Here is a 21,729-nt window from a genome sequence, read left to right as displayed (position 1 = left end):
GGAGGCATCATCATGGCAGTCCCGAATCTCGGCACGCACCTGGCCGACGTGCTACTGCGCGCGAAGGTGTGGGGCCTGGCAACCCCGCCCGGTGAGCCGCCGCTCCAGCAGGCACAGCTCTCGATCACCGGCGACGACGCTGACCTTGCGATCCCCGTACTCCAGGGCGAGCCGGGGCCGCCGGGAACCGCGGCCGCGCCGTTCCTGTGGCAGTTCCCCACACTCGCGTCGGCCGGTGAACTGCCGACGCTGGCCGCCGGGGACAAGGGGAAGGCGTGGGTGATCTCCGATGGGGCCGGTACCGGCGACATCGCGTACTGGACGGGGACGGAGTGGCGGTACTTTGTCGATGCGTTCGGGCCCGGACTGCCGGGCCCGGCGCCTGACGTCACCGCGACCGGTGAGCTGGTGGCGGAGGCCGATCCGTTCGAGGTCGAGATCTCGGGCCCGGCCGCCGCGCCGAACCTGCACTTCAAGATCCCCGGCACGCCGGGGCCGCCCGGGCCTGGCGGCGCGTGGTCGCTCTTCGACGCGTCGGTTGCTCGCCCTGATGGCGCCGTGCCCGTGTGGGATGCGGACACAGCGAAGTTCGTGCCGGCCACTGCGGAGACTGCGCTCCCGAGGCCGACTCGCTACACGCTGCCCGAGTCGGCGTTCACCGCGTACGCCGGCACCGCAGCATCCCAGACGGTGGCGACTATGCCGCTGCCAGTACTGCCGTACCCGTTCCAGGTCGACGTCACTGGTCACGCGAAGGTCGGCCTACAGTCCGGCTCCACCGCCGAGACATCGATCATGGTCCGGATCGACGACCCGACCGCCGGACAGCTCGTCGCGAAGTCGATCCCGATCTCATCCGGAGCAGCTGCGATCGGCCCGCACCACAGCTCGGCCGGCGCACCGTCGGCAGCAGCGGCACCCGGAGGAGCGACGGGGCTGATCCCGGCCCACGCTGCACGCAACCTCGTCGTGGTCGCCACGCGCGTCGCCGGGTCGGGCGGTTGGACGTTCGCGAAGACCGACGCCCAGCTGCGAGTGCTCATCGTCCCGGAAGCCTGACATGGGAGCGATTGAGGACTGGTACGACGATGTCGCTCCGGATCCGTCGGGACTCGACGCGGAGCTGTTCGACGACCCCGTGTCGCCGCTCGACACTTCCAAGATCCCGTCGCGCACTGCCGGCCTGCCGATCGACCCGGCGATCCTCGACATCCTCACCGGCCCGGACGGGCTGACGACCAAGCCCGGTGCCGCGCAGATCGCCGACGAGCTGATGGCGCCGTTGAAGTCGTTCGTCAACGCGATACTGGAGTCGTTGAAGACGGGGAGCCCGGCACCTCTGATCACGTGGATCAGCGAGGTTACCGCGGACTGGCTCGGCGACTTCGAGGACTTCGTCCTCGGGATCGGCGCGGATCTCGGGGCCCTTCTCGACGCGCTGTCGGGGGAGTACGTCGGCGACGACCCGATCCTGACCGCGATCCAGGACGTCACCGAACCGATCCGGATCATCTTCGACGGCGGCGGCCTGATCAAGCAAGCATTGCTCCCGCTGATCTCGATCGGCAAGCTGACCGATCAGTCGGTGAACATGCTCGACGGCGGCGACCTCGACGCCCTGCCGCCGGGCACCGGGACGGAGGGGACGTGGTACTACGCGGCTGGCGCCGGTCGGGCTGGCGCGTGTGCTGCTCTCGATGCTCCGTCGGTGGCGCGGGAGATGGTGTGGCAGCCGTCCGCTGTTGCCGCCGGGCAGACCGTGACCGCGTCGGCGTGGGTGCGCGGCGACGGCGCGACGTCGGTCGGATCCCCGTTCGAACTGCGGCTGCACGCGTTCGACGACAGTGGCGTGAAGGTCGAGTCGAAGCTCGTCACGTCGGCGCCGCTGACGGGCGCATGGGTGAAGGCGACTGGCGCGTGGGAGATCCCCGCTGGCGCGACGCGCGTGAGCCTCGGGGTCACCGGCACACCGGCACTGACGGCGGGGCGGATGCTCGTCGACGACGTCGGTCTGTCGCGGCCGTCGACGACGCTGCCGCAGGACTGGATCACTGGGCTGGTGCCGGACCTGGCAGGGCTGGTCGACAATCTCGAGTCGCTCGTCGACCACATGCTCGGGTCGCTCGGCGTCCCGCCGATCGGCACCCTGATTGACCGCATCCTTGATCTCGGTGACGAGATCGGCGACATGCTTGGTCTCGGCCAGGACAACGCCGCCGGCCTCGACGATCTGATCGACCGGCTGCTGCACGATCCGTCGCAGGTGATTGGGGCGATCCCGCAGGCTCTCGTGTCCGGGCTGCAGGGTGCGCTCGCGAACGCGAACGCCTTCGTCCAGAACCTGCTTAATGCGATCTTGCGCGGCATCCGTGGTATCCCGGTGGTCGGCGGAACGATCGCCGAGGTGATCGAAGAACTCGCCGGAATGAAGACAGTGGTCGACACGACCGAGGCGCAGATCGGCGCGGTCCAGATCCAGGTGACCGCTGTGCAGGAGGTCTTTTCGGTCACCTCAACGAAGCCTCTGTGGGCGGGGCTGGATCCGACGGCTGACGTGTCGTTCCCTCTGGCTCTGTTGTCGCAGGCGCCGCCGCACACTCACTCGTACGAGGTGTTCACAGGGTTCGGCGTCCGCACGGATGCGACGACCGGGTCGAGCGGAATCATGGAACATCAGCTGTCGGGGACTCGGATTCTCGGCGCGTGTGTCCGTGTCGGCGAGGCAGGTGCCCGGGACCAGATCGCGTTCCTTGCCCGACGCGTCGGTACGGTGTCGAACCTGTTCGGCTACGTGTTCAAGATGTCGCCGAACGGGAGCTTCGTGAAGGTCGGTGACACGGCCAACATGGCCGCCGATCTGACGACCTCCTCGTCGTGGATCCAAGCGAAGTTCCCGCCGATCCTCGCAGAGCCGGGCGACACGATCCTCGTCGCGTTCGCGGCCGACGGCAACGTGCAGATGATGGGCGTGCAGATGACCACCCCGGCGATCGCGACGGGGTTCCGGCCCCGCCGCATCGGCCTCGACGTCGCAGTGGCCGACACCTCCGATTCGGGGAGCACGATCCCCACCCTCGTCGCCGACAGTGGGTACACAGCGAAGACGGTGTACGTCGAGCTCGGACGCGACATCGGCGCGGCCGACCGGAGGTCGCTGTTCGACACGTTCAATCGCGGTGCCCTCGGCCAGAGCTGGCTTCTGGGTGTCGGGTCGTCCGGTGGTGCGAAGCTGGCCATCGAGTCGAACCAGGTTGTCAACCCGTCCGCGCAGCTCCTGTCGCAGCGGTCGTGGGGGATGTACACCGCAGCATTGGCCACGGACCACATCGCGTGCGAGGTGACCGTCACCGGGTCGGACTCACCTCCGTCGGGCATCGTGATCTGTGCGTCGTCGCAGCAAGGGAACCTTGCCGCGCTGGTCGTTACCGACACGACCGCATCCATCGTCACGGCCGATTCGATCTCGGGTGCCGGTGCAACGACTCGGGCCTCGGCATCCGGCGGTGGTGCGGCGCGCTGGCGTCTGGTCTACGACCCTGCCGACAACTCATTCCGAGGGTTCCGCGACGGCACGCAGGTGCTCGCATGGATCGACTCCGGCAACGTCATCAAGCACGGCCAAGGGCAGAGATTCTGCGGGATGTTCATCGACCATTCGGTCTTCAACAGCGGTGCCGCACTCGACGGGTGGCACGCCTACGACGTGGAGGAAACACCATGACCACTCCGTACTTCGCCCGCGGCCCGCGCGGCGCATCCATCGACTCGATCTCCGTCGACGGCTCCGACCTCGTGATCGCCCGGTCGCAAGAAGGTGGCCCAGCGTTGCCGCCTGTCCGTGCGGCGGTGCCGTCACTGTCGGCCGCCGCGGCCGCAGCAGCCGCAGCAGAGGCAGCGAAGGTCGCAGCCGCCGGATCAGCCACGGATGCGGTGGCCGCCCGCGACGGCGCGACCACCGCCAAGACAGCCGCCGAGTCGGCGAAGTCAGCCGCGCAGACATCGGCGACCGCGGCCGCCGGGTCGGCGACGGCCGCAGACAGCGCACGCGGCGTCGCGGTCCAGGCCGCCGAGTCCGCGTCGACCGCACAGACCGCAGCCGAGACCGCGCGAACCGCAGCGACCGGCGCACGCGACGCCGCAATCACCGCACGCGACGCCGCCCAGTCGTCAGCGACAGACGCCGCCGCCGCCGCCACTGGCGCCGACACCGCAGAAGCCGACGCATCCGCCTCGTCGGCCGCCGCGACTGCGGCCAAGACTGCCGCCCAGACCGCGGCGACCGCCGCCTCCGGATCGGCGTCGGCTGCCGACGCAGCCAAGACCGCCGCGCAAGGCCACGCCACGACGGCACAGTCGGCATCGACGTCAGCCTCGGCCGCGCAGTCCGGCGCCGAGACAGCTCGGTCACAAGCACAGGCGTCAGCCGACGCGGCGGCACAGTCAGCCGAGGACGCCGCGAGTGTCGTGACTGACGGCGTCCCGAACGCCACGTCGTCGATCAAAGGCGGCATCAAACTCACGGGGGACCTCGGCGGAACGTGGGATGCCCCGGCCGTCCCCGGCCTGAACAGCAAGGTCCCGACCGCACGGAAGGTCGACGCAGGCACCGGGCTCACCGGCGGCGGCGACCTCACCACAGACCGGGTCCTCGAGGTCGCGTTCGGCAACGTCGCCGGATCGGTATGCGAGGGCGACGACCCAAGGTTGGCTGGGCCCCGCACTCCTGCCGACGGATCGGTGACGTGGTCCAAGGTCGACCCCGCAGGCGGCGTGTTCGGCGTGCTCTCAGCCTCGGCCGTGATGGCAGACGAAGAGGCAATCGTTCCGCCGGGAATGTGGTTCGTGCTCTTCGACGTAGACCCCGATCCGTCGAAGCATCGGATCATGTACATGATCCGGTCGAACGGCGAGACCATCGCCGACATCGGTGCCGACGACCGCCTGTGGCCGATGTTCAAGGGTGCCACTGGCGGGCTGGAGTTCGACGTCGGGACTGGCGAGATGGGCCTCGCGGACTCCGGAGTGACCGCGCCGAAGATCGCGATGGGAGCAGTCACCGCCGACAAGCTCGCCGCCGGCGTTGTCCCCGCCGACATCAGCATGATCGTGGTCGGCAAGGACACCGTCCGGTCCAACGGAAGCGGGGATAACCCCTTCGGCGTGAAGATGCAGCGGGCAGTCGTCATCGAGTCGGTAACCGTCCGCTGTCTGACCGCCGACGCGTCGGGGAACCTGGTCGTCGAACTGCGGAAGAACGGGACGGCGATCCCGGTGACGTCGCAGACGATCGCCGCCGCCAACCAAGTTGCCGGCGCAACCGTATCGGGGCTGTCCGTGTCGCTCGCTGCTGGCGACATCCTCGCGGTGCAGGTAACCGGTGTCGGCGGCACCCCGGGCAAAGGCCTGGTCGCCGACATCAAGGCGCGGGTGGCCTGATGCAGATCGTGAGCGCACCGCCCGGCGGAGCCGGCCTCGCACGTCAACGGATGGTCAAGAGTGGGAACTTCGCGACCCGCTCCGCTGGTGCCGGCGGCATGCAGCTCGTCCCGTCGTGGTCCTCCGACGCGGCCGCCCCGGCAACGATCAGCAGCAACAAGCTGGTCGTCGCCGGGGCGATGGTCGGCGCGACAGTGCGGGCGACAGTCGAGGTGTCCGACGGTAACCCGGGCCGCCTGTCGTGCCGGTTGATGGTCGATGGTGTTCAGGTCGCGGCGGCCGAGCAGCCCACGACAAGCAGCTCGACGCCGGTGAGTTTGTCGGCGACGGTCAATCTGACCGCGGGCGCGCTGGTCCACCTCGAGGCATACAGCATCACCCTGTCCAGTTTTCAGGAGCGCACGATCAAGGCGACGACGACGTTCCTCGAAGTCGCGCCGGTCTAGGCTGCGGCCCCGAGCACCGCGCGCCTCTTCGCGCCGGACGGCACGGCCGTGTAGATCTGTGTCGTTCGGACATCGGCGTGGCCGAGGAGATCCTGAACGGCGCGGATGTCACGCTCGACGGCGTACGTCGCCGTGGCGAAACGGTGTCTCAAGGTGTGCGCAGTCCAATCGCCGGGCAGCGCCCGCGACACAAGCTTGCCGACGTACTCGGGGCTGAGGTGTCCCTCGATCTGGCCGGGGAAAGTCCAGCCCTCTCCGTGCATGAGAATCCGGTCGGCGATCTCGTCGACCAGCGGGACTGAGCGCATCACGCCGCCCTTGCCCGCGACGATCAGTTCGTACGTCCCGTCGTAGGCCTGGAGAACATCGGCGCCACGGACACGCGAGATCTCGCCGCGGCGCAGACCTTCGTAGGCGGCGAGGCTGACCATCAGCCGCACGCGCGGCGTCGCCTGCTCTAGGGATTGACGAAGCACGGCCTCCGGCGTCGGACGTGGGATTCCTCGTCGCGCTCGGATCGAGGCGAGCGCGGCGGCGGGGTTCTCCGGGCAGCGGCCGACAGCCGCAGCCCATGCGTAGAACGTCCGGCACGTAGTCAGGTATGAGCGCCGGGTCTCCGTCGACCAGCCCGTCTGTCCGAGGAAAGACACGAGGTCGGATTCGGTGACGTCCCACGGGCCGATCCCGGGCGTGTGCCGTTCCAGTCGCTCGAGGTGGTACCGGCGAAGGCGTCGTGTCCCGTGGAGTTTGTCGCCGGCCGCGAGCCACCGGCAGAACTCGTCGCGCGCGTCGATCCACGCCGGGGCTGCCGCGGTGTCGACGACGATAGTGAAGGTGGGGGGAAGTTCGTTCATGGTGGAGTGAATCCAATCGGACGACTGTCCAGACAGACACGACGAAATCGCGCGGAAGGGACTTTAGTCCCAATCGCCATCGGGGTGTCGCGGGTGAACGCGCCGACGGGCGGCACGTATTCGACGGCACAAAGCGAACCTTCGCGCGCGTCCTGACCTACTCGGGTCGGTTGTGTGCGGCCACGTGTGTCGGCCAGGTGGCCTCGATGTGGGCGCGTGCGGCCGCGAGTGCGGCTGTCAGGCCGTCGATGCACTCGGGCGGCACGCCCTGCGGACTCGCGGCGAGGAGCACTATCGGCCGGGGTGTGTCGTCGTACGGGTAACGGCCGCTGTCGTCGTAGACCTCGACGCGAGCGGCGTCCCACGAGTCCGTCGGGTCCCAGACGTGGAGACAGAACTCGCCCTCGCGTGATCCGCAGTAGGACGAGACGGCTCCGACCTGGCCGCCACCGGGGTACAGCTCGACGTCGGGGAGACCGTGGCAGTCGTAGTACCCCGTCGCGCGGATCTGAACGTCGCGCTCAGGGATGTCGTCCTCGCGCCGGACGAACGTCGTCTTCTCGCTCATGCCGGAACCGCCTCGGGGATCGGTGCCGGTGCGTGTCGCGGTGCGGGGAAAGGCACGACGACCGGGTTCGGGGTTCGAGTCCCGTCGCCTTCGGCCTGGTCAGTCGACGTGCCGCTTTGCGTTAACCAGCGGGTTCGGGGTTCGAGTCCCTGATGGCGCACATAGGAAAAAGACCCCCTCCAGTCGGAGGGGGTCTTTTTCGTTGCCGGCGAGAGCCGGTCCTCATCCGCGTCGTGTGGCGTCCGCCTCAGCCTCGTCCATTCGAAGCTAGGTGACGCTAACCTAATTCACCATGATGATCAGGAGAGCTGCCGTCCTCGGTGCCGCTGCCGTCCTCGCCGCGTCGATGGTCGGAACCGGAGCGGTGTCCGCGGAGAAGCCGACGCGCGACGCGGGTATCACCGATGTCGTGATCGTTCCGGGCCAGACCTTCGGCGGCACGCCATATCAGCCGCTCGCCGCGACTCTGCGCGACAAGGGATACCGGACGCATGTCCTCGAGCTCGCGGGCACGGAACTGCGCGAGGATCCGGCGAAGATCGGGGCTGCGGTCGACCGGATCCGTGCCGATCGACCGAGTGCGAAGATCGCGCTCGTCGGACACAGCATCGGCGGACTGACGGCCCGCTGGTATCTGAAGGAACTCGGGGGCGCGTCGAAGGTCGCCGCGTACATCGCGGTCGGAGCGCCGCAGTACGGCTCGATGGGCGGCTGCTCGCAGCGGGGGCAGGCGCGACTGGTCTGCCCGGGCACCGACTACATCACCCAGGTCAACGCGGGGGACGACACCCCTGGGGGCACCGCATACTTCGGCATCCGCAGCGAGCGGGAATGGGCGAGCGGCCACCTCGACGGTGGACAGTGCCGTGTGACCCCGGTGCGGGGCTACTCGCCGCTGCCGGACGTCGGTGTCGAGCACATGGTGGAGACGATCGATCCGGCAGGACAGGCCGCGATCGTGACAGCGCTGTCGGGGCGTTGCGACGGTGAATTCGTCGAGGAGAAGGACGGGGTGATCACCTACAAGTCGTCGGAGTTCCCCGGCGGTTACCCGGATGTCGCCGCTCCGCGGGCCAAGTAGACGTCCAAACCTCGACTACGACTCTAGGTGGACGCGTCGTTCGGCTGAATGCTCCGACTGTGATCCTGTGCGTCCTCGGTGGTGCTTGTCGGAGGGTGTCGGTACTCTCGAACGCGAATCCTCGCAGGCTGAATCGCCATTGACCTGCCGCTACGCCGTTGGGAGGCGTAGGGGTGGGCGATGGCCGGTTGTGTGGTGGGGATGACGGTCAATGTCGGATACGTGAAACGTGTTCGGCGTCTCGTACAATCGAGAAAACGGAATACCGGTCCGTTTACGGGTCACACAGTTTTGGGAGCAAGATGGGCATCACTCGGAGCGGCCTCCGTCGACCTCGCGTCAAAGCGACCTCTGCAGTCGCTTTGATGGTCGCGGCCACCGCATTCCTCTCGGCGTGCAGCGGCGTCAGCGGCTACGACACGGAAGTGCACGCGAACGGCGAGTTCGGCGACATGATCAAGCCTGCCGTCTCGATCACCGACGAGGACGGCAAGCCGCTGACGAAGAACGAACTCGGCGTTCAGCCGGGCCGTCCGGTCGTCGTCAAGGCCACCGAGGGCGCCATCTCCGATGTGCGCATCAAGAAGTCCGACGGTGGCCTCATCAAGGGTGAGTTGAGCGACGACGGCACCACCTGGACAAGCGCCGAGCCCTTCGGCTACGACCGGACCTACACGGTCAACGCGACGGCCACCGGCGTCGGCGGCAAGACCGTGCAGACCACCAAGTTCCGGACCCGTTCGCCCGAGAACCAGACCGCTGCCTACATCGGCCCGCCGGACGGCGAGACCGTCGGCGTCGCGCAGACCGTCTCGGTCCGCTTCGACGAGGCGATCGGCAACCGCAAGGCCGCGCAGGACGCCATCAAGATCACGTCCACTCCGGCCGTCGAGGGTGCTTTCTACTGGATCAGTGATCAGGAAGTCCGCTGGCGTCCCGAGAACTACTGGGCCTCGGGCACCAAGGTGAACGTCAAGGTCAACATCTTCGGCATCGACCTCGGCAACGGCACCTTCGGCCAGGAGAACGCCTCGTCGAGCTTCAAGGTCGGCCGCGACCTCGAGATGTTCGTCGACGACAACGACAAGATGGTCGTCGTCAAGAAGAACGGCAAGGTCATCCGGACCATGCCGACGTCGATGGGCAAGGAATCCGCGCCCACGAACAACGGCATCTACATGATCGGTGACCGCGTCGACCACATCATCATGGACTCGTCCACCTACGGCGTCCCCACCAACTCGGCTGACGGCTACCGCACGCCGGTCGACTACGCCACTCAGATGTCCTACAGCGGCATCTACCTGCACTCGGCACCCTGGTCGGTGTGGGCGCAGGGCAACACGAACACCAGTCACGGCTGCCTCAACCTCAGCCCGGACGACGCGTTGTGGACGGTGCGCAACACGCTGCGCGGCGACCCGGTGACGATCAAGAACACGATCGGCGACCCGCTGCCGGGCACCGACGGCCTCGGCGACTGGAACATCCCGTGGTCGACGTGGAAGAAGGGCAACGCGAAGGGCTGATCGCGAAGTAACGAGTCGCCTCGGAGCGAAGAGTTTCCGAACTGGTCAAGGTCCGGTGGGGTCATCCCCACCGGACCTTGTCATTGGTCAGTGTTAAGATCGCGGCGATCGAAAAAAGTCACCGAAGATTGGTATGAACACCATGGCTCGTCCCAGCTGGGAAACCGAGGATCTGTCCGCACTGCGTGAGATGGCCCGCGCCTTCTGCGAGAAGGAGATCGCGCCCAACACCGAGCGCTACATCGAGCAGCATCACGTCGATCGTGACCTGTGGACCAAGGCAGGCGAGGTCGGTCTTCTCGGCATGTCGATTCCCGAGGAGTACGGCGGCGGTGGCGGCACCTTCGCTCACGAGGCCGTCCTGATCGAGGAGCAGGCGCGTGTCGTCGACTCCGCGTGGGGCCAGAGCCTGCACAACGGGATCGTCGCTCACTACATCCTGGCGTACGGCTCCGAAGAGCAGAAGAAGACGTGGCTTCCGAAGATGGCGTCGGGAGAGGTCGTCGGCGCGATCGCGATGACCGAGCCCGGTACAGGTTCGGACCTGCAGAACATCAAGACCAAGGCAGTCAAAGACGGTGACGACTACGTCATCGACGGCTCCAAGACCTTCATCACCAACGGTGGTCAGGCCGATCTGGTGATCGTCGTGGTCAAGACCGATTCCAACGAGGGTGCGAAGGGCATCTCGCTCGTCCTGGTCGAGACCGACCGCGAAGGCTTCAGCCGAGGCCGAATCCTGGACAAGGTCGGCATGCGCGGTCAGGACACCGCGGAGCTGAGTTTCTCCGGCGTCCGCGTCCCGCAGTCGAACCTGCTCGGCGAGCAGGAGGGCCTCGGCTTCATCCAGCTCATGACGCAGCTTCCGCAGGAACGCCTCATCATCGCCGTCGCTTCGGTGGCGGGCATGGAGGTCGCGCTGGAGAAGACCGTCGCCTACACCAAGGAACGCACCGCGTTCGGTCGCCCGGTGTTCGGATTCCAGAACACCAAGTTCAAGCTTGCCGAGGTCGCCACCGAAGCTCACGTGGCCCGCGTGTTCCTCGACGACTGCATGGAGAAGCACCTGCGCGGCGAGCTCGACATCCCGACGGTGGCCATGGCGAAGTGGTGGACCACCGACCGCGCCATGCAGGTCGCCGACACCTGCCTGCAGCTCTTCGGCGGCTACGGCTACATGAATGAGTACCCGATCGCTCGCATGTGGGCCGACAACCGTGTCCAGATGATCTACGGCGGCACCAACGAGATCATGAAGGAGATCATTTCTCGTTCGCTGTGAGCTAGGTGTCGGGGAAGTACAGCTAGGGGTTGGTGAAGGCGGCGAGGAACTCGGTCAGCATCTTCGCGGTGACCGGCCGCGGCAGAAGGTCGATCGCCGCTATCACCGCGCTCAGGTCCAACGCGTCCGACGCGGCGGCGGGGTCGGTGTGCGGATCGATTCCCGCGCCGACGAGGATCGCCTCGGTCGTCGCGGAGTCGAGGCCGAGCGCGTCCTCGACGCTGACGGTGCCGGAGGCAAACGCCGCTCCCAGTTCGGCCAACGAGGTCGGCGCCTGAGCGGGTGAGACACCGCGTGCGGCCGTCGCTCCCAGGACCAACGCCTCCGACAACTCGCCGACGATCCTCGCGGTGATCGGTGTGATCGTCAGGTGAGTGCTGGGCGCGAGGGCCGTTCCGTCGCCCTGTGTGAAGCCAGGCTGAGCCTGAAGGGTGAATCCGCGGGAGGCGACCTCGTCGGCCCAACGATGCGGGTCGACGGGGTCGGGGGAGTCGTGGTCTGCGGCGACGGCGAAAACGGGTCCCTGCGGATCACCGACTACTCGGAGCCCGTCGATGCCGCGGATCGTGTCGATCAGAGCAGACTTGGCCGAGGCGATGTCGCGGACCAGCCTGCGGAAACCCGCAGTGCCGAGATGACGAGTGATGGCCCAGGCGGACGCGAGCCCCGCGGCCGACCGCGAACCGAGAAGGGTGGCGTTCACGATCGGATATCCCGGCCAGTCGGTGGTCGCGAAGTACGCGGACCGGTGTCGGTCTCGATCGGTGTGCAGCAGGATCGACGCGCCCTTGGGCGCGTATCCGTATTTGTGGAAGTCGGCGGAAAGGCTCGTCACGCCGGGCACCCGAAGGTCCCAAGCGGGCAACTCCTCCGGCCACCACGCCAGCGCGAATCCGCCGAGGCACGCGTCGACGTGCAACGGCAGTCCGAGGTCGAGCGCGACTGCTCCGATCTCCTCGATCGGGTCGAGGGCTCCGGTCGGGTAGTTCGGAGCGGATGCGACAAGCAGGAAGGTGTCGTCGGTGACGGCGTCGGCCATCGCTTGCGGGTCGACGCGGGTGGTGATGGGGTCGACGGGTACCCGGCGCGCGGTGACTCCGAGGAGTTTCGCGGCCTTGTCGAACGCTGCGTGGGCAGTGGACGGCATCACGATGCTGCCGGATCCGGCGCGGGTTCCGGAGTGCTCGCGAGCCGCGAGAACGGCGAGCACGCAGCTCTCGGTTCCGCCGGACGTGATCGATCCCACCGCGTCGTCCGATCCGAACGCGGTGCGCGCGAAGGTGATCAGATCTCGTTCGCACGACGCGACCGAGCCGAAGACAGTCGGATCGAGACCGTTGACCGGCTGGACTATGGCGGCTGCGTCAGCGGCGAGGCGGTCGATCTCGGCGAGTCCGGGATCGTAGACGTACGACAGGATCCGTCCGCCGTGCGTCGGAGCGTCGCCGGCCCGCCGGGACGCGAGTTCGGCGAGGACGTCGTCGACGGAACTGCCCGGTGAGGTCACTGTGTCGTCTTTCGTTCGTAGCGGAGGAGGACTGCGACGCTGACCGCGACGAGCAGGGCGGGCAGCACCGAGAACCCGAGGGAGATGCCCGTGCGAGCGAGGTCGGTCTGCTGTGCCGTCTCGTCCCCGCTGGAGGAGACGAAGCCGGTGGCGGCCAACACGAGCAGGTAGACGCCGGGACCGAGCGCGAGGCCGAGCGTCTCGCCCGCCGTCCACAAGCCGGAGAGTGCACCGCCCTGATCACGTCCTCGATCCTGAGACACTTCATCGATCACATCGGGCAACATCGCGAGGGGGAACGTCTGCATGCCGGCGTAGCCGACACCCGCGATCGCGACGAGCGCGAACATCCACGGCCCCGGTGCGGCGACCGCCCCGGACAGGCCGAGCGCCGCGACGCCGAACAGGACTGACGCCGCGAGCAGACCTGCGCGTTTGCCTTGGCGTACACCGACCCGCACCCACAGGGGCATCACCAGAAGCGCGGGCGCGACCAGTGCGACGAACACGATCGTCAATGCGCCCTTGTCCTCGAGCACATACGTCGCCACATACTGAGCACCCGCGAGCATGACCGCCGAGGCGAGAGCCTGCAGGACGTACACGGTCAGCAGAATCCGGTAGTGGGTGTTGGTCGTGAACGCGGTGAATGCGTCGCGGTGATGCAGGTCCGTGGCGTCGGTGCCGGTGACCGGGCGGGCCCTGGTCGCGGCGAACGAGGTCGCGACCGTCATCCCCGTCGCGATGAGGGCGACGGACGCGACCGCCATGACCACGTAGCCGACGGCTCCGCCGCCGAGAGCGTCCCGCACGGCGGGTGCACCCGCCCCGATCACCAGGATCGTCAAAGCGAGCACCGCGATCCGAACCGAGATGAGTCGGGTTCGCTCGTTGTAGTCGGGTGTCAGTTCGGTGGGCAGCGCCACGTATGGAACCTGGAAGCACGCGTAAGCGACGGCGCTGAGGGTGAAGAACAGCAGCACCCAGGCCGCGGCCGCCGCAGGCCCGAACGACTGCGGTGTGCTGAAGGTGAGGATGAACGCGGGAACTAGCGCGAATGCGCCGAGCCGCATCAGTCGCGTTCGCGTGCCCGTCGCGGCGGCCGCTCGGTCGCTGATCGCGCCGATGACCGGGTTGATCACCACATCGATCGCCTTGGGTATGACCACGACGATCGACGCGATGAGGGCGGCCACCCCGAGAGTGTCGGTCAGGTAGTACGCGAGGACGAGCCCCGGCAGGACGCCGAAGCCTCCGGTGCCGACGCTTCCGGCGGCGTACCCGCCGACAACTCTGCGGGGGAGCGACGTCATGGCCGGTAGGCCTCCACACGTTCCCACATCGCGGCGTACGATTCCGCCGCCCGGTACAGGTCAGCGACCAGTGCGGCGCCGTCAGCGCCCGCCTGAAGCCGCATCCCCTGGATCCAGTCGGGAAGGAGGCCGTAGTGGGCGGTGCCGTCCTTCGTCACGTCGAATACTCGTACACCGGTCCGCTGGCGACTGACGACGGCGCCGTTCGGCATGGTGAAGGGGTAGGTGACAGGTGTTCCAGTCTTCCGCGGTGGCGCCTGCGCGCCCAGCCCGTTCATGTCCGGACCGAACCCGAGGCCGAACGGGCGGTCTTTCGGCGCGGCCTTGCGTGCCTCTCGCCACTCGTCGATGAACGACTCGGTCTCACCGCCGTACAGGCCGACGACGCCGCCCGCCGCCATGATGCGACGGTAGTTCAGCTCGTCGGTCCACGAATGGGACGAGACGACACCCGGATAGCGGAGAGCACTGACGATGTCGAGCGCACGGTCGGACGACTTCGCCGACAGATGATCGACGTCGACCACCATGTTCCGCTTGATCGTGGCTCTGACCGCGTACTCGCCGAGGCGGGTGAGGCCTCGGACGTTGCAGCGCTCCGAGCCGCGCCCGACCGCATCGTTGTCATGCGTGTGACCCGGGCACTTGCCGACCTGCCAGAGTCCGCCGCCCGCGTAGACCTGACCGATCTCGACGCCGACGCCCGTGAGGCCGCCGTCCATGCGTGCACCGCCCAGGGCGTTGTCGAACTTGTGAGTGAGAATCACCTGTCGGACTCCGAGGCCGTGAAGTTCGTCGAGCCCACGGTCGATGTCGGCACTGGAGCACAGCGGACGTCCTCCGACCGCGCCGCAGCCGAACGGCTCGGAGATCTCGATGCCCAGCGTGACAGCGAGTTTGCCGGACGCGACGATACGGCGCAGTTCCTGGGAATTGGTCGCGATCTGGAAGAAGCCCTTACCCGGCCCGCCCGCCTGCGCGTCGATGTAGTCCCGAAGCTGCAGCAGCCGACGGTGCTGGATTCGGACGGACTCCATCTCGTTGCACGGTTCGTCGGACAGCGGGTAGATCTCGCACAGGACGCGGTTCTGGACGTAGTAGTTGTTGAGGACGCGTAGTCCGGATCGCCACGTCCTCTCGATCCACTTGTAGTACGTCTGCTCGTGAGTGAGCGAGTACCAGGCGGGATACCCCTTGAAGGTCGGCCAACCCTTCGTGTCATGCGGGCCGGGTCTGCTGAGGATGTGCTCGCTGACCGCCGGAATGCCGTCGGGTCGGTGATCGGGGCAGTCCGCAAGTGCGACGGTGATGCCGAGAGGACTGAACGGGCGGCCGCAGTGCATCCGGCCGCCGAGGAACTGTTCGGCCATGAGGTGCGCGTGCGAGTCCACGAAGCCCTGGAGTCGCCCGTCTGCGTCGGTCCCGGTCTGAGTCGGCCCGTTCACGTCGACCTGCGCCTCGGGGAAGGCGCGACACCCGGTGGCCGGGGTCAGTCGGACAGCGCGGGTCAGTCCCTTGGTTGAAGTGAACCGGTATGTGGAACCGGTCCGGTCGACTTTCCAGATCGCGTCGTCAGTCGGTGTCGCAGTCCGGACGGCCTTGCTGCCCTTGGCTGTCAGCAGTGTGCCCGCGGTGTCGTAGAACAGGAACTTGCCGAGCGCGGCGGCCTTGGCGGTGGACGGCCCCTTGCCCGGCAGCGCGGCGCCGCCGATCGCCGACATCGCGAAGCAGCCGTTCGCGATGTCGTAGGCGGGAGTGGCGGGCTCTGCGATGGCGGCCTGCGGGGTCAGCAGCGGCACGACGGCGATGACGGGCACCAGGAGGGCGGCGGCGAGACTTCGCCATTTCATCCGTGAGACGTCCATGGTCGATAAACGTAGTCGATCGATCGATCTAATTGTGAGCTTTCGCTCATCGTGAGCATTACCGTGAGCTGATGGACACCTTTTCGGCACAGATCGCCGCATTGACGGCGGTCTCCGACATAACGGCGCTCAAGCACAACTACTGGCGGGCATGCGATGCGAAAGACGTGGACGGCTTCCGTGCGTCGTTCATCACCGACGGTGCGATCATCGATTACGGGCCCCTCGGCACCTTCGACGACGCCGCGCCGATGGTCGCGGTCTTCGAGCGAGTCGCCCTCGCGAAGGTCGACGGCCGGTACGTCGTTCTCGACATGCACACGGGAGGACACCCGGAGATCGAAGTGACCGGACCCGACAGCGCACGTGGTCGCTGGTCGCTGCGATTCCGCCAGGTCAACACCGTCCAACGGACTGAGACGGTGTCAGTGGGCGAATATCACGACGAATACCGTCTCGAGGGTGGGAAGTGGCGGATGTCGGTCTGCCGATTCACTCAGCACTGGTCGATCACGCGTCCGATCGGTGACGACGTCGTCGTGGCCGAGGGGGTGTTCGCCGCCGGCTGAACGGGCTGTGGTGGCGATTCGGGTCCGTCGGCCGCGCCGATCGACCACAATCGGTCTTCTCGGCTGATGTAGAGGGGTGGACTGTTCCGTGGGTGTGATCGTTCTGGCCGATGTGCGTACGACGACCGAGCAAGAGATCGTCGCGGAGTGGGCCGCATCGAGCTATCCGGGGGTCGATGTCCGTCGACTCGGCGAGGTGGACTTCGCGGCACTCGATCCGGAGACGATGCTGGTCCCGGCACGTGTGGTGTGGCTGCCGCCGGTCCGCAAGGGGGAACGGAGGGTCGCACTGGCCGACGCCATCGTGCTCTCGAACCCGCGACGCCCTCCGGCATTCCGGCAACAGGCCATCAGGAGACTCGGGCAGGACCGAGTGCGTGTGGTGGAAGGCGTTCCCGCGACCGTCGCCGACCTCGGGGCCCGCTACGGAACCCAACAGGCCGAGGGGGAGTCGTTTGCCTCCTTCGTCGGGATGCAGGCGTCTCTGTCGGCCGAACGAGCCGAACTGGAGCTCGTCGGCACGCGTTACAAGGTGCCTCGGCTGGTGGCCGAACAGATCAGTTCGTCAGCGCGCTTCCAGGCGGCGGCTGCCCGACTCGCGGCCGATCTGGGGCGCAGTGCGTCGTCGGTGGCCCAAGAGGCGACCGAGAAGATGGGGACGTTCGTCGCCACCCAGAGCCGACTCGTGCAGGACGTCTTCACGTCAACCTTCAGCGGGCTCTACGAGAGAGCGTGGACGGTCTCGGCCGACCTGGACACGCTCGGCCGATTGCGGACGCTGAACAAGTCGAACTCGCTGGTGTTCCTGCCGTCGCACCGGTCGTACGTCGACACCCTCATCCTGGCCAGCGTGTTGCACGACCACGACTTCCCGCAGAACCTCGTCCTCGGCGGCGACAACCTGGCGTTCTGGCCGATGGGCTCGATCGCCCGTCGGGCGGGCACGATCTTCATCCGTCGCAAGTTCGGCTCCGACCCGGTCTACAAGTTCGCGATGCGCTCGTACCTGTCGTTCATCGTCGAGAAGCACTTCAACCTCGAGTGGTACATCGAGGGCGGCCGGTCGCGTACCGGCAAGCTGCGGCCTCCGATGCTCGGACTCCTCGCGTACGTCGCCGATGCCGTCGAAGCGCTCGACGACGGTGACGTGATGCTGGTCCCGACGTCGATCGTGTACGACCAACTGCCCGAGATCGCGGCGATGGCGCGGGAGTCGGCTGGCGGTGCGAAGACCCCGGAAGATCTGAAGTGGCTTTTCAAGTACGCGCGGGCCCAGCGGGAGTACCGGGGTGAGGCACGTGTGCGATTCGGCGAGCCGATCTCGCTGCGCACGGCGTTGGACGAAGCGGGAACCGGTCGCGCACGGCTGGAGAAGGTCGCTTTCCGCGTGATGGACGAGATCAACGCCGCCACCCCGATCTCGGCGACGTCGCTCGCCGGCTTTGCGCTCCTCGGTGCGGAGGACCGGGCCTATACGGCCCGCGAGATCGAGGAGATCCTCGCGCCGTTGCTGACCTACATCGACGCGCGGAAGTTGCCCGGCCCCGATCCGTCGTTGTGCCGCGGACTCGGTCTGCTGACCACACTCAGCGAACTGACTGACGCGGGCGTCCTCGACACGTTCGACGGCGGTCCCGAGCAGGTGTGGTCGATCGCGCCGGACAACCACGCGGTGGCCGCGTACTACCGGAACGGCGCCCTGCATCACTTCGTCGATCGGGCGATCGTCGAACTCGGCATGCTCGCGCTCGCGGACGGGAAGCCGACGCCGTCGGACGGACTGCTCGCCGCCGGACAGGCCGAAGCACTCCGGACCCGAGACCTGCTGAAGTTCGAGTTCTTCTTCCCGCCGAAGGAGGAGTTCCTCCATCGCCTCGGCCAGGAGATGGACCTGATCTCCGCCGATTGGCGCACCCGTCGACCCACCATCGAGTGGGTGTACGACACCCTGTTCGCCAGCGCCGGAATGCTGCTGGCGCGGCGCTCGTTGCAGACGTTCTTCGACGCGCAGTACGTCGTCGCGACGCATCTGGCGAAGCTCGGATCGGTCGACGTCGACAAGGACACGGTGTTGGCCGACTGCCTGGGTCTCGGTCGGCAGCTCGCGATGCAGGGACTCGTCAAGATGGACTCGGTGTCGCGTGAGCTGTACGACGCCGCGTACCGGCTGGCCGACAATCAGGGCGCCATCGCGGGAGAATCCGATGACGCCGTCCAGGCGGCGCGTCGGGCGTGGCTCGACGACGTGCAGGAGCTGCGGTCGCGTCTCACCCGGTTGGCGGCGATCGAAGCGGAACAGGCCGCCGCGAACCGACGAGAGGACAACCGGTGAGTGCGCTGGCCGACCGGCTGCAGGAGATCAAGGCGGCGCCGTCGGGAAAGCAGGTATGCGCCTTCTTCGACTACGACGGAACGCTGCTCGACGGTTTCTCCGCGGTCGCCATTCTGCGCGCCCGACTGAGGAGCCTCGAGTTCACCGGAGCCGAACTGCTCGACGGCCTGATGATCGCGCTGCGCGGCTGTTCGTCGGAGCAGGACTATGCCGAAGTGCTCGAAGCGACCCGGCCGGCGTTCGCGGGCAAGACGTATGCCGAGCTCCTCGCCATGGGGGAGAAGCTGTTCAAGGAGGACACGGCGTCCAAACTGCGACCACAGATGTGGCAGGTGATCCGCGCACACCGCGCCAAGGGGCACCGAATCGTCATCGCGTCGTCGGCCACCCGCTTCCAGATCGAGCCGATCGCCAAGCAGATCGACGCCGACCACGCCCTCGCGACCGACGTCGAAGTGATCGACGGAGTCGTCACCGGACGGATCCTCGGGCGTCCGCTGTGGGGGCCGGGCAAGGCCGCGGCAGTGCGTCGTCTCGCCGCCGAGCACGATCTCGACCTGGCGTCGTCGTTCGCGTACAGCGACGGGAACGAAGACGTGCCATACCTCGAGTCGGTGGGGCATCCTGCCGCGATCTCCCCGCAGAGCGGTCTGCGGGCCGTCGCCGAGGCGCGAGGGTGGCCGATTCTGGAACTCCGCAACCCGTCGCACAGCGCGCTGAGCATGATCGCCAGGACCAGCGCGTTCTACGGGTCGTTCCTCGGCGGTGCAGCCGTCGGAATCGCGAAGGGCCTGATGGGCGGTGAGGACAGCACCGCCGCCATGCAGGACGCGGTCGCATCGGGCATCGACACCGGATTCGCATTGGCAGGCGTGAGCGTCGACGTGCTCGACGGTCGGGAACACCTGGAGAAGGCCCGACCGTGTGTGTTCGTGTTCAACCACCAGTCGAAACTCGACCTGCCGGTGATGATCCACTTGGTCCGCGATCATGCAACAGGCGTCGCGAAGAAGGAGATCCGCAGCGTTCCGTTGTTCGGACAGATCCTCCAGATCGGCGGTGTCGCCTTCATCGATCGAGCCGACGCGGGCAAGGCCATCGAACAACTCGAGCCGGTGGTCCAGAAGATCCAGGAGGAAGGGCTGTCGTTGGTGGTCGCCCCCGAGGGAACGCGGTCGGCGACGCCGCGGATCGGGCCGTTCAAGAAGGGGCCGTTCCACATCGCGATGCAGGCCGGTGTGCCGATCGTGCCCGTTGTGATGCGCAACGCGGGCGAACTGATGTGGCGCGGCGCGCAACTCATCAAACCCGGAACTGTCGAAGTACGGGTCCTACCGCCCGTCGACACCTCGGACTGGGTGCCGGAGAAGGCCGGCGAGTACGCCGAGCAGGTGCGTGAACAGTTCTTGGACGCATTGGCGGACTGGCCGGTGACAGCGTTCGACGACGGACGAATGACCAGGACCATGGGAGTCTTCGAATGGAAGGAGTCGGCGGGTGACTGACGACAAGCCGCTCGACTGGGGCAACGACGCCGAGATGAGCGCAGTCGACACCGTCATGTGGCGAGGCGACGCCGACCGTCGTCTCCGGTCGACAATCTCGGTTGTCGAAGTGCTCGACTGCGAACCCGACTGGGACCGCCTCGTCGCCGCCCACGACTGGGGCACCCGAATGGCGCCCCGATTCCGCCAGCGGGTGGTGGAGTCGCCACTGCGCACGGGAACACCCAGCTGGCAGGTGGATCCCGACTTCGACCTGCACTATCACCTGCGGCGTGTCCGGGTGGCGGGCGACGGTTCGATGAGCGAGCTCTTCAGCCTGTGCGAGCAGATCGCGATGACACCGCTCGACCCGGCTCGCCCGCCGTGGGAGGGCTACCTGATCGACGGCCTCTCCGACGGCAAGACCGCGTACTTCATGAAGGCTCACCACGCGTTGACCGATGGGATGGGCGCGATGCTCGTCGTCGCCCAACTCCACTCGACGACGCGCGAGCCGAAGCCGGGCAAGCCTCAGCCGCCCGCACCGAAGCCCGCTGAGCTGTCCGGGCTCGACGTCCTGTCGCGCCAGGTGAGTGAGGAACTCAGCCGACTGCCCAAGCTCGCCGGTCTGGCAGTCGACGGTGTCCGGGCGCTCACCGATCCGAAGAAGACGTTGAGCCGCGTCCTGCGCTACGGACGCTCCGTTCCGCGGGTCGCCGGGATGATCAGCCCCGAGGGATCACCTCTCCTCGCAGGCCGCAGCGTGTCGTGGCGGTTCAGTGCGTTCGAGGCTGATTTCGGAGCCATCCGGGCCACGAGTGCCGCGACGGGAGCGTCGGTCAACGACGTGTACCTCGCCGGGCTCATCGGCGGGTTCCGCAAGTACCACGACGCGAACGGTGTGTTCGTCGAGTCGATCCCCGTCGCCATTCCGATCTCCGTCCGCCAGGAAGGCGATTCGGCGAGCGGCAACCGAATCGCCGTCGGCCGTCTCGCCGGTCCCATCGGCATCGACGACCCGTTCGAGCGGGTGCTGACGATTCGTGAGCAGGTGCGTGCGGCGCGCGGCGAGCCCGCAGTCGACATCTTCAACACGATCGGGCCGGTTCTGGCGTGGCTGCCGGGTCAGGTTCTGACGCAGTTCAGCGGCACCACGTCGATGAACGACCTGCAGGCGAGCAACGTGCCCGGCATCCCGTGGGACACGTACTTCGCGGGTGCAAAAGTGGAACGGATGTATCCGTTCGGCCCGCTGCCCGGCTGTGCCGTGATGGCGACGATGATCACGCACAACGGCGTCGCCTGCCTCGGCCTGAACATCGACGCTGCCGCTGTCACCGACATCGACCTGTTCGCGGAATGTCTTGTCGAAGGATTCGACGAGGTGTTCGACCTTGCCGAGTCGTCATCGGACCACCCCGTGGGATCACGAATGGTGAGGGTGATCTGACGGCCACTACCAT

16 protein-coding genes are annotated in these 21,729 nt (G+C 67.2%); 11 read left to right on the top strand and 5 right to left on the bottom strand.

Features of this window, described 5'->3' with window-relative positions; all coding sequences use genetic code 11:
- The first annotated feature begins 12 nt into the window (after window positions 1-12).
- The 4 genes from WFK36_RS11455 to WFK36_RS11440 are packed head-to-tail and all read left to right on the top strand — an operon-like array spanning window position 13 to window position 5,882.
- The gene (locus WFK36_RS11455) at window positions 13-1,059 is read left to right on the top strand and encodes a hypothetical protein (RefSeq protein ID WP_336791759.1); all 1,047 of its coding nucleotides are present in this window, start codon (window positions 13-15) and stop codon (window positions 1,057-1,059) included.
- A gap of 1 nt (window position 1,060) precedes the next feature.
- Window positions 1,061-3,721, top strand: a complete 2,661-nt coding sequence (locus tag WFK36_RS11450; RefSeq protein WP_336791758.1) for a hypothetical protein — start codon at window positions 1,061-1,063, stop codon at window positions 3,719-3,721.
- Window positions 3,718-5,436, top strand: coding sequence for a hypothetical protein (locus WFK36_RS11445; RefSeq protein WP_336791757.1), 1,719 nt, complete (start codon window positions 3,718-3,720; stop codon window positions 5,434-5,436). Before WFK36_RS11450 ends, WFK36_RS11445 begins: the two co-directional genes overlap by 4 nt.
- Before the next feature lie 8 nt (window positions 5,437-5,444).
- The gene (locus tag WFK36_RS11440) at window positions 5,445-5,882 is read left to right on the top strand and encodes a hypothetical protein (protein ID WP_336791756.1); all 438 of its coding nucleotides are present in this window, start codon (window positions 5,445-5,447) and stop codon (window positions 5,880-5,882) included.
- On the opposite strand, the gene WFK36_RS11435 is transcribed toward WFK36_RS11440, so the two are convergent.
- Together WFK36_RS11435 and WFK36_RS11430 are read right to left on the bottom strand one after the other, a co-directional pair.
- Complete coding sequence (locus WFK36_RS11435) at window positions 5,879-6,736, bottom strand: tyrosine-type recombinase/integrase (RefSeq protein WP_336791755.1); 858 nt, start codon at window positions 6,734-6,736, stop codon at window positions 5,879-5,881. The genes WFK36_RS11440 and WFK36_RS11435 overlap by 4 nt on opposite strands.
- 157 nt (window positions 6,737-6,893) lie before the next feature.
- Window positions 6,894-7,304 (bottom strand): hypothetical protein, encoded by a 411-nt coding sequence (locus WFK36_RS11430; protein WP_336791753.1) that lies wholly within the window; start codon window positions 7,302-7,304, stop codon window positions 6,894-6,896.
- Between the two features lie 292 nt (window positions 7,305-7,596).
- Between WFK36_RS11430 and WFK36_RS11425 the strand changes: the two genes are divergently transcribed.
- The 3 genes from WFK36_RS11425 to WFK36_RS11415 all read left to right on the top strand — a co-directional run bounded on the left by WFK36_RS11425 (window position 7,597) and on the right by WFK36_RS11415 (window position 11,196).
- A complete protein-coding gene (locus WFK36_RS11425; RefSeq protein WP_336791752.1) occupies window positions 7,597-8,385 on the top strand; it encodes an esterase/lipase family protein in 789 nt (262 codons plus the stop codon).
- Between the two features lie 302 nt (window positions 8,386-8,687).
- Entirely contained in the window at window positions 8,688-9,914 is a 1,227-nt protein-coding gene (locus WFK36_RS11420; RefSeq protein WP_419717483.1) for a L,D-transpeptidase, read from the top strand.
- A 142-nt stretch (window positions 9,915-10,056) separates the two neighbouring features.
- Complete coding sequence (locus tag WFK36_RS11415) at window positions 10,057-11,196, top strand: acyl-CoA dehydrogenase family protein (RefSeq protein ID WP_040519946.1); 1,140 nt, start codon at window positions 10,057-10,059, stop codon at window positions 11,194-11,196.
- A gap of 22 nt (window positions 11,197-11,218) precedes the next feature.
- Here WFK36_RS11415 and WFK36_RS11410 read toward each other — a convergent pair whose 3' ends face one another.
- Genes WFK36_RS11410 through WFK36_RS11400 form a run of 3 tightly spaced genes read right to left on the bottom strand, consistent with a single transcriptional unit; the run spans window position 11,219 to window position 15,881 of the window.
- Window positions 11,219-12,703, bottom strand: coding sequence for a pyridoxal phosphate-dependent decarboxylase family protein (locus tag WFK36_RS11410; protein ID WP_336791749.1), 1,485 nt, complete (start codon window positions 12,701-12,703; stop codon window positions 11,219-11,221).
- Window positions 12,700-14,016, bottom strand: coding sequence for an MFS transporter (locus WFK36_RS11405; RefSeq protein ID WP_336791748.1), 1,317 nt, complete (start codon window positions 14,014-14,016; stop codon window positions 12,700-12,702). Before WFK36_RS11405 ends, WFK36_RS11410 begins: the two co-directional genes overlap by 4 nt.
- Window positions 14,013-15,881 (bottom strand): sphingolipid ceramide N-deacylase, encoded by a 1,869-nt coding sequence (locus WFK36_RS11400; protein ID WP_336791747.1) that lies wholly within the window; start codon window positions 15,879-15,881, stop codon window positions 14,013-14,015. Before WFK36_RS11400 ends, WFK36_RS11405 begins: the two co-directional genes overlap by 4 nt.
- 71 nt (window positions 15,882-15,952) lie before the next feature.
- Between WFK36_RS11400 and WFK36_RS11395 the strand changes: the two genes are divergently transcribed.
- The 4 genes from WFK36_RS11395 (at window position 15,953) to WFK36_RS11380 (ending at window position 21,716) form a co-directional block, all read left to right on the top strand.
- The gene (locus WFK36_RS11395) at window positions 15,953-16,450 is read left to right on the top strand and encodes a nuclear transport factor 2 family protein (protein ID WP_336791746.1); all 498 of its coding nucleotides are present in this window, start codon (window positions 15,953-15,955) and stop codon (window positions 16,448-16,450) included.
- An 88-nt stretch (window positions 16,451-16,538) separates the two neighbouring features.
- Window positions 16,539-18,782, top strand: a complete 2,244-nt coding sequence (locus tag WFK36_RS11390) for a glycerol-3-phosphate 1-O-acyltransferase (protein WP_336791744.1) — start codon at window positions 16,539-16,541, stop codon at window positions 18,780-18,782.
- Window positions 18,779-20,287, top strand: a complete 1,509-nt coding sequence (locus tag WFK36_RS11385) for an HAD-IB family hydrolase (protein WP_336791743.1) — start codon at window positions 18,779-18,781, stop codon at window positions 20,285-20,287. The genes WFK36_RS11390 and WFK36_RS11385 overlap by 4 nt, the downstream gene beginning before the upstream one ends.
- A complete protein-coding gene (locus tag WFK36_RS11380; RefSeq protein WP_008378867.1) occupies window positions 20,280-21,716 on the top strand; it encodes a wax ester/triacylglycerol synthase domain-containing protein in 1,437 nt (478 codons plus the stop codon). The genes WFK36_RS11385 and WFK36_RS11380 overlap by 8 nt, the downstream gene beginning before the upstream one ends.
- Window positions 21,717-21,729: the final 13 nt, after the last annotated feature.

Source organism: Gordonia malaquae, from assembly GCF_037148075.1.
GTDB lineage: Bacteria > Actinomycetota > Actinomycetes > Mycobacteriales > Mycobacteriaceae > Gordonia > Gordonia malaquae.
The sequence above is the reverse complement of the archived record's forward strand: the minus strand, read 5'-3'. Positions and strand labels throughout refer to the sequence as shown.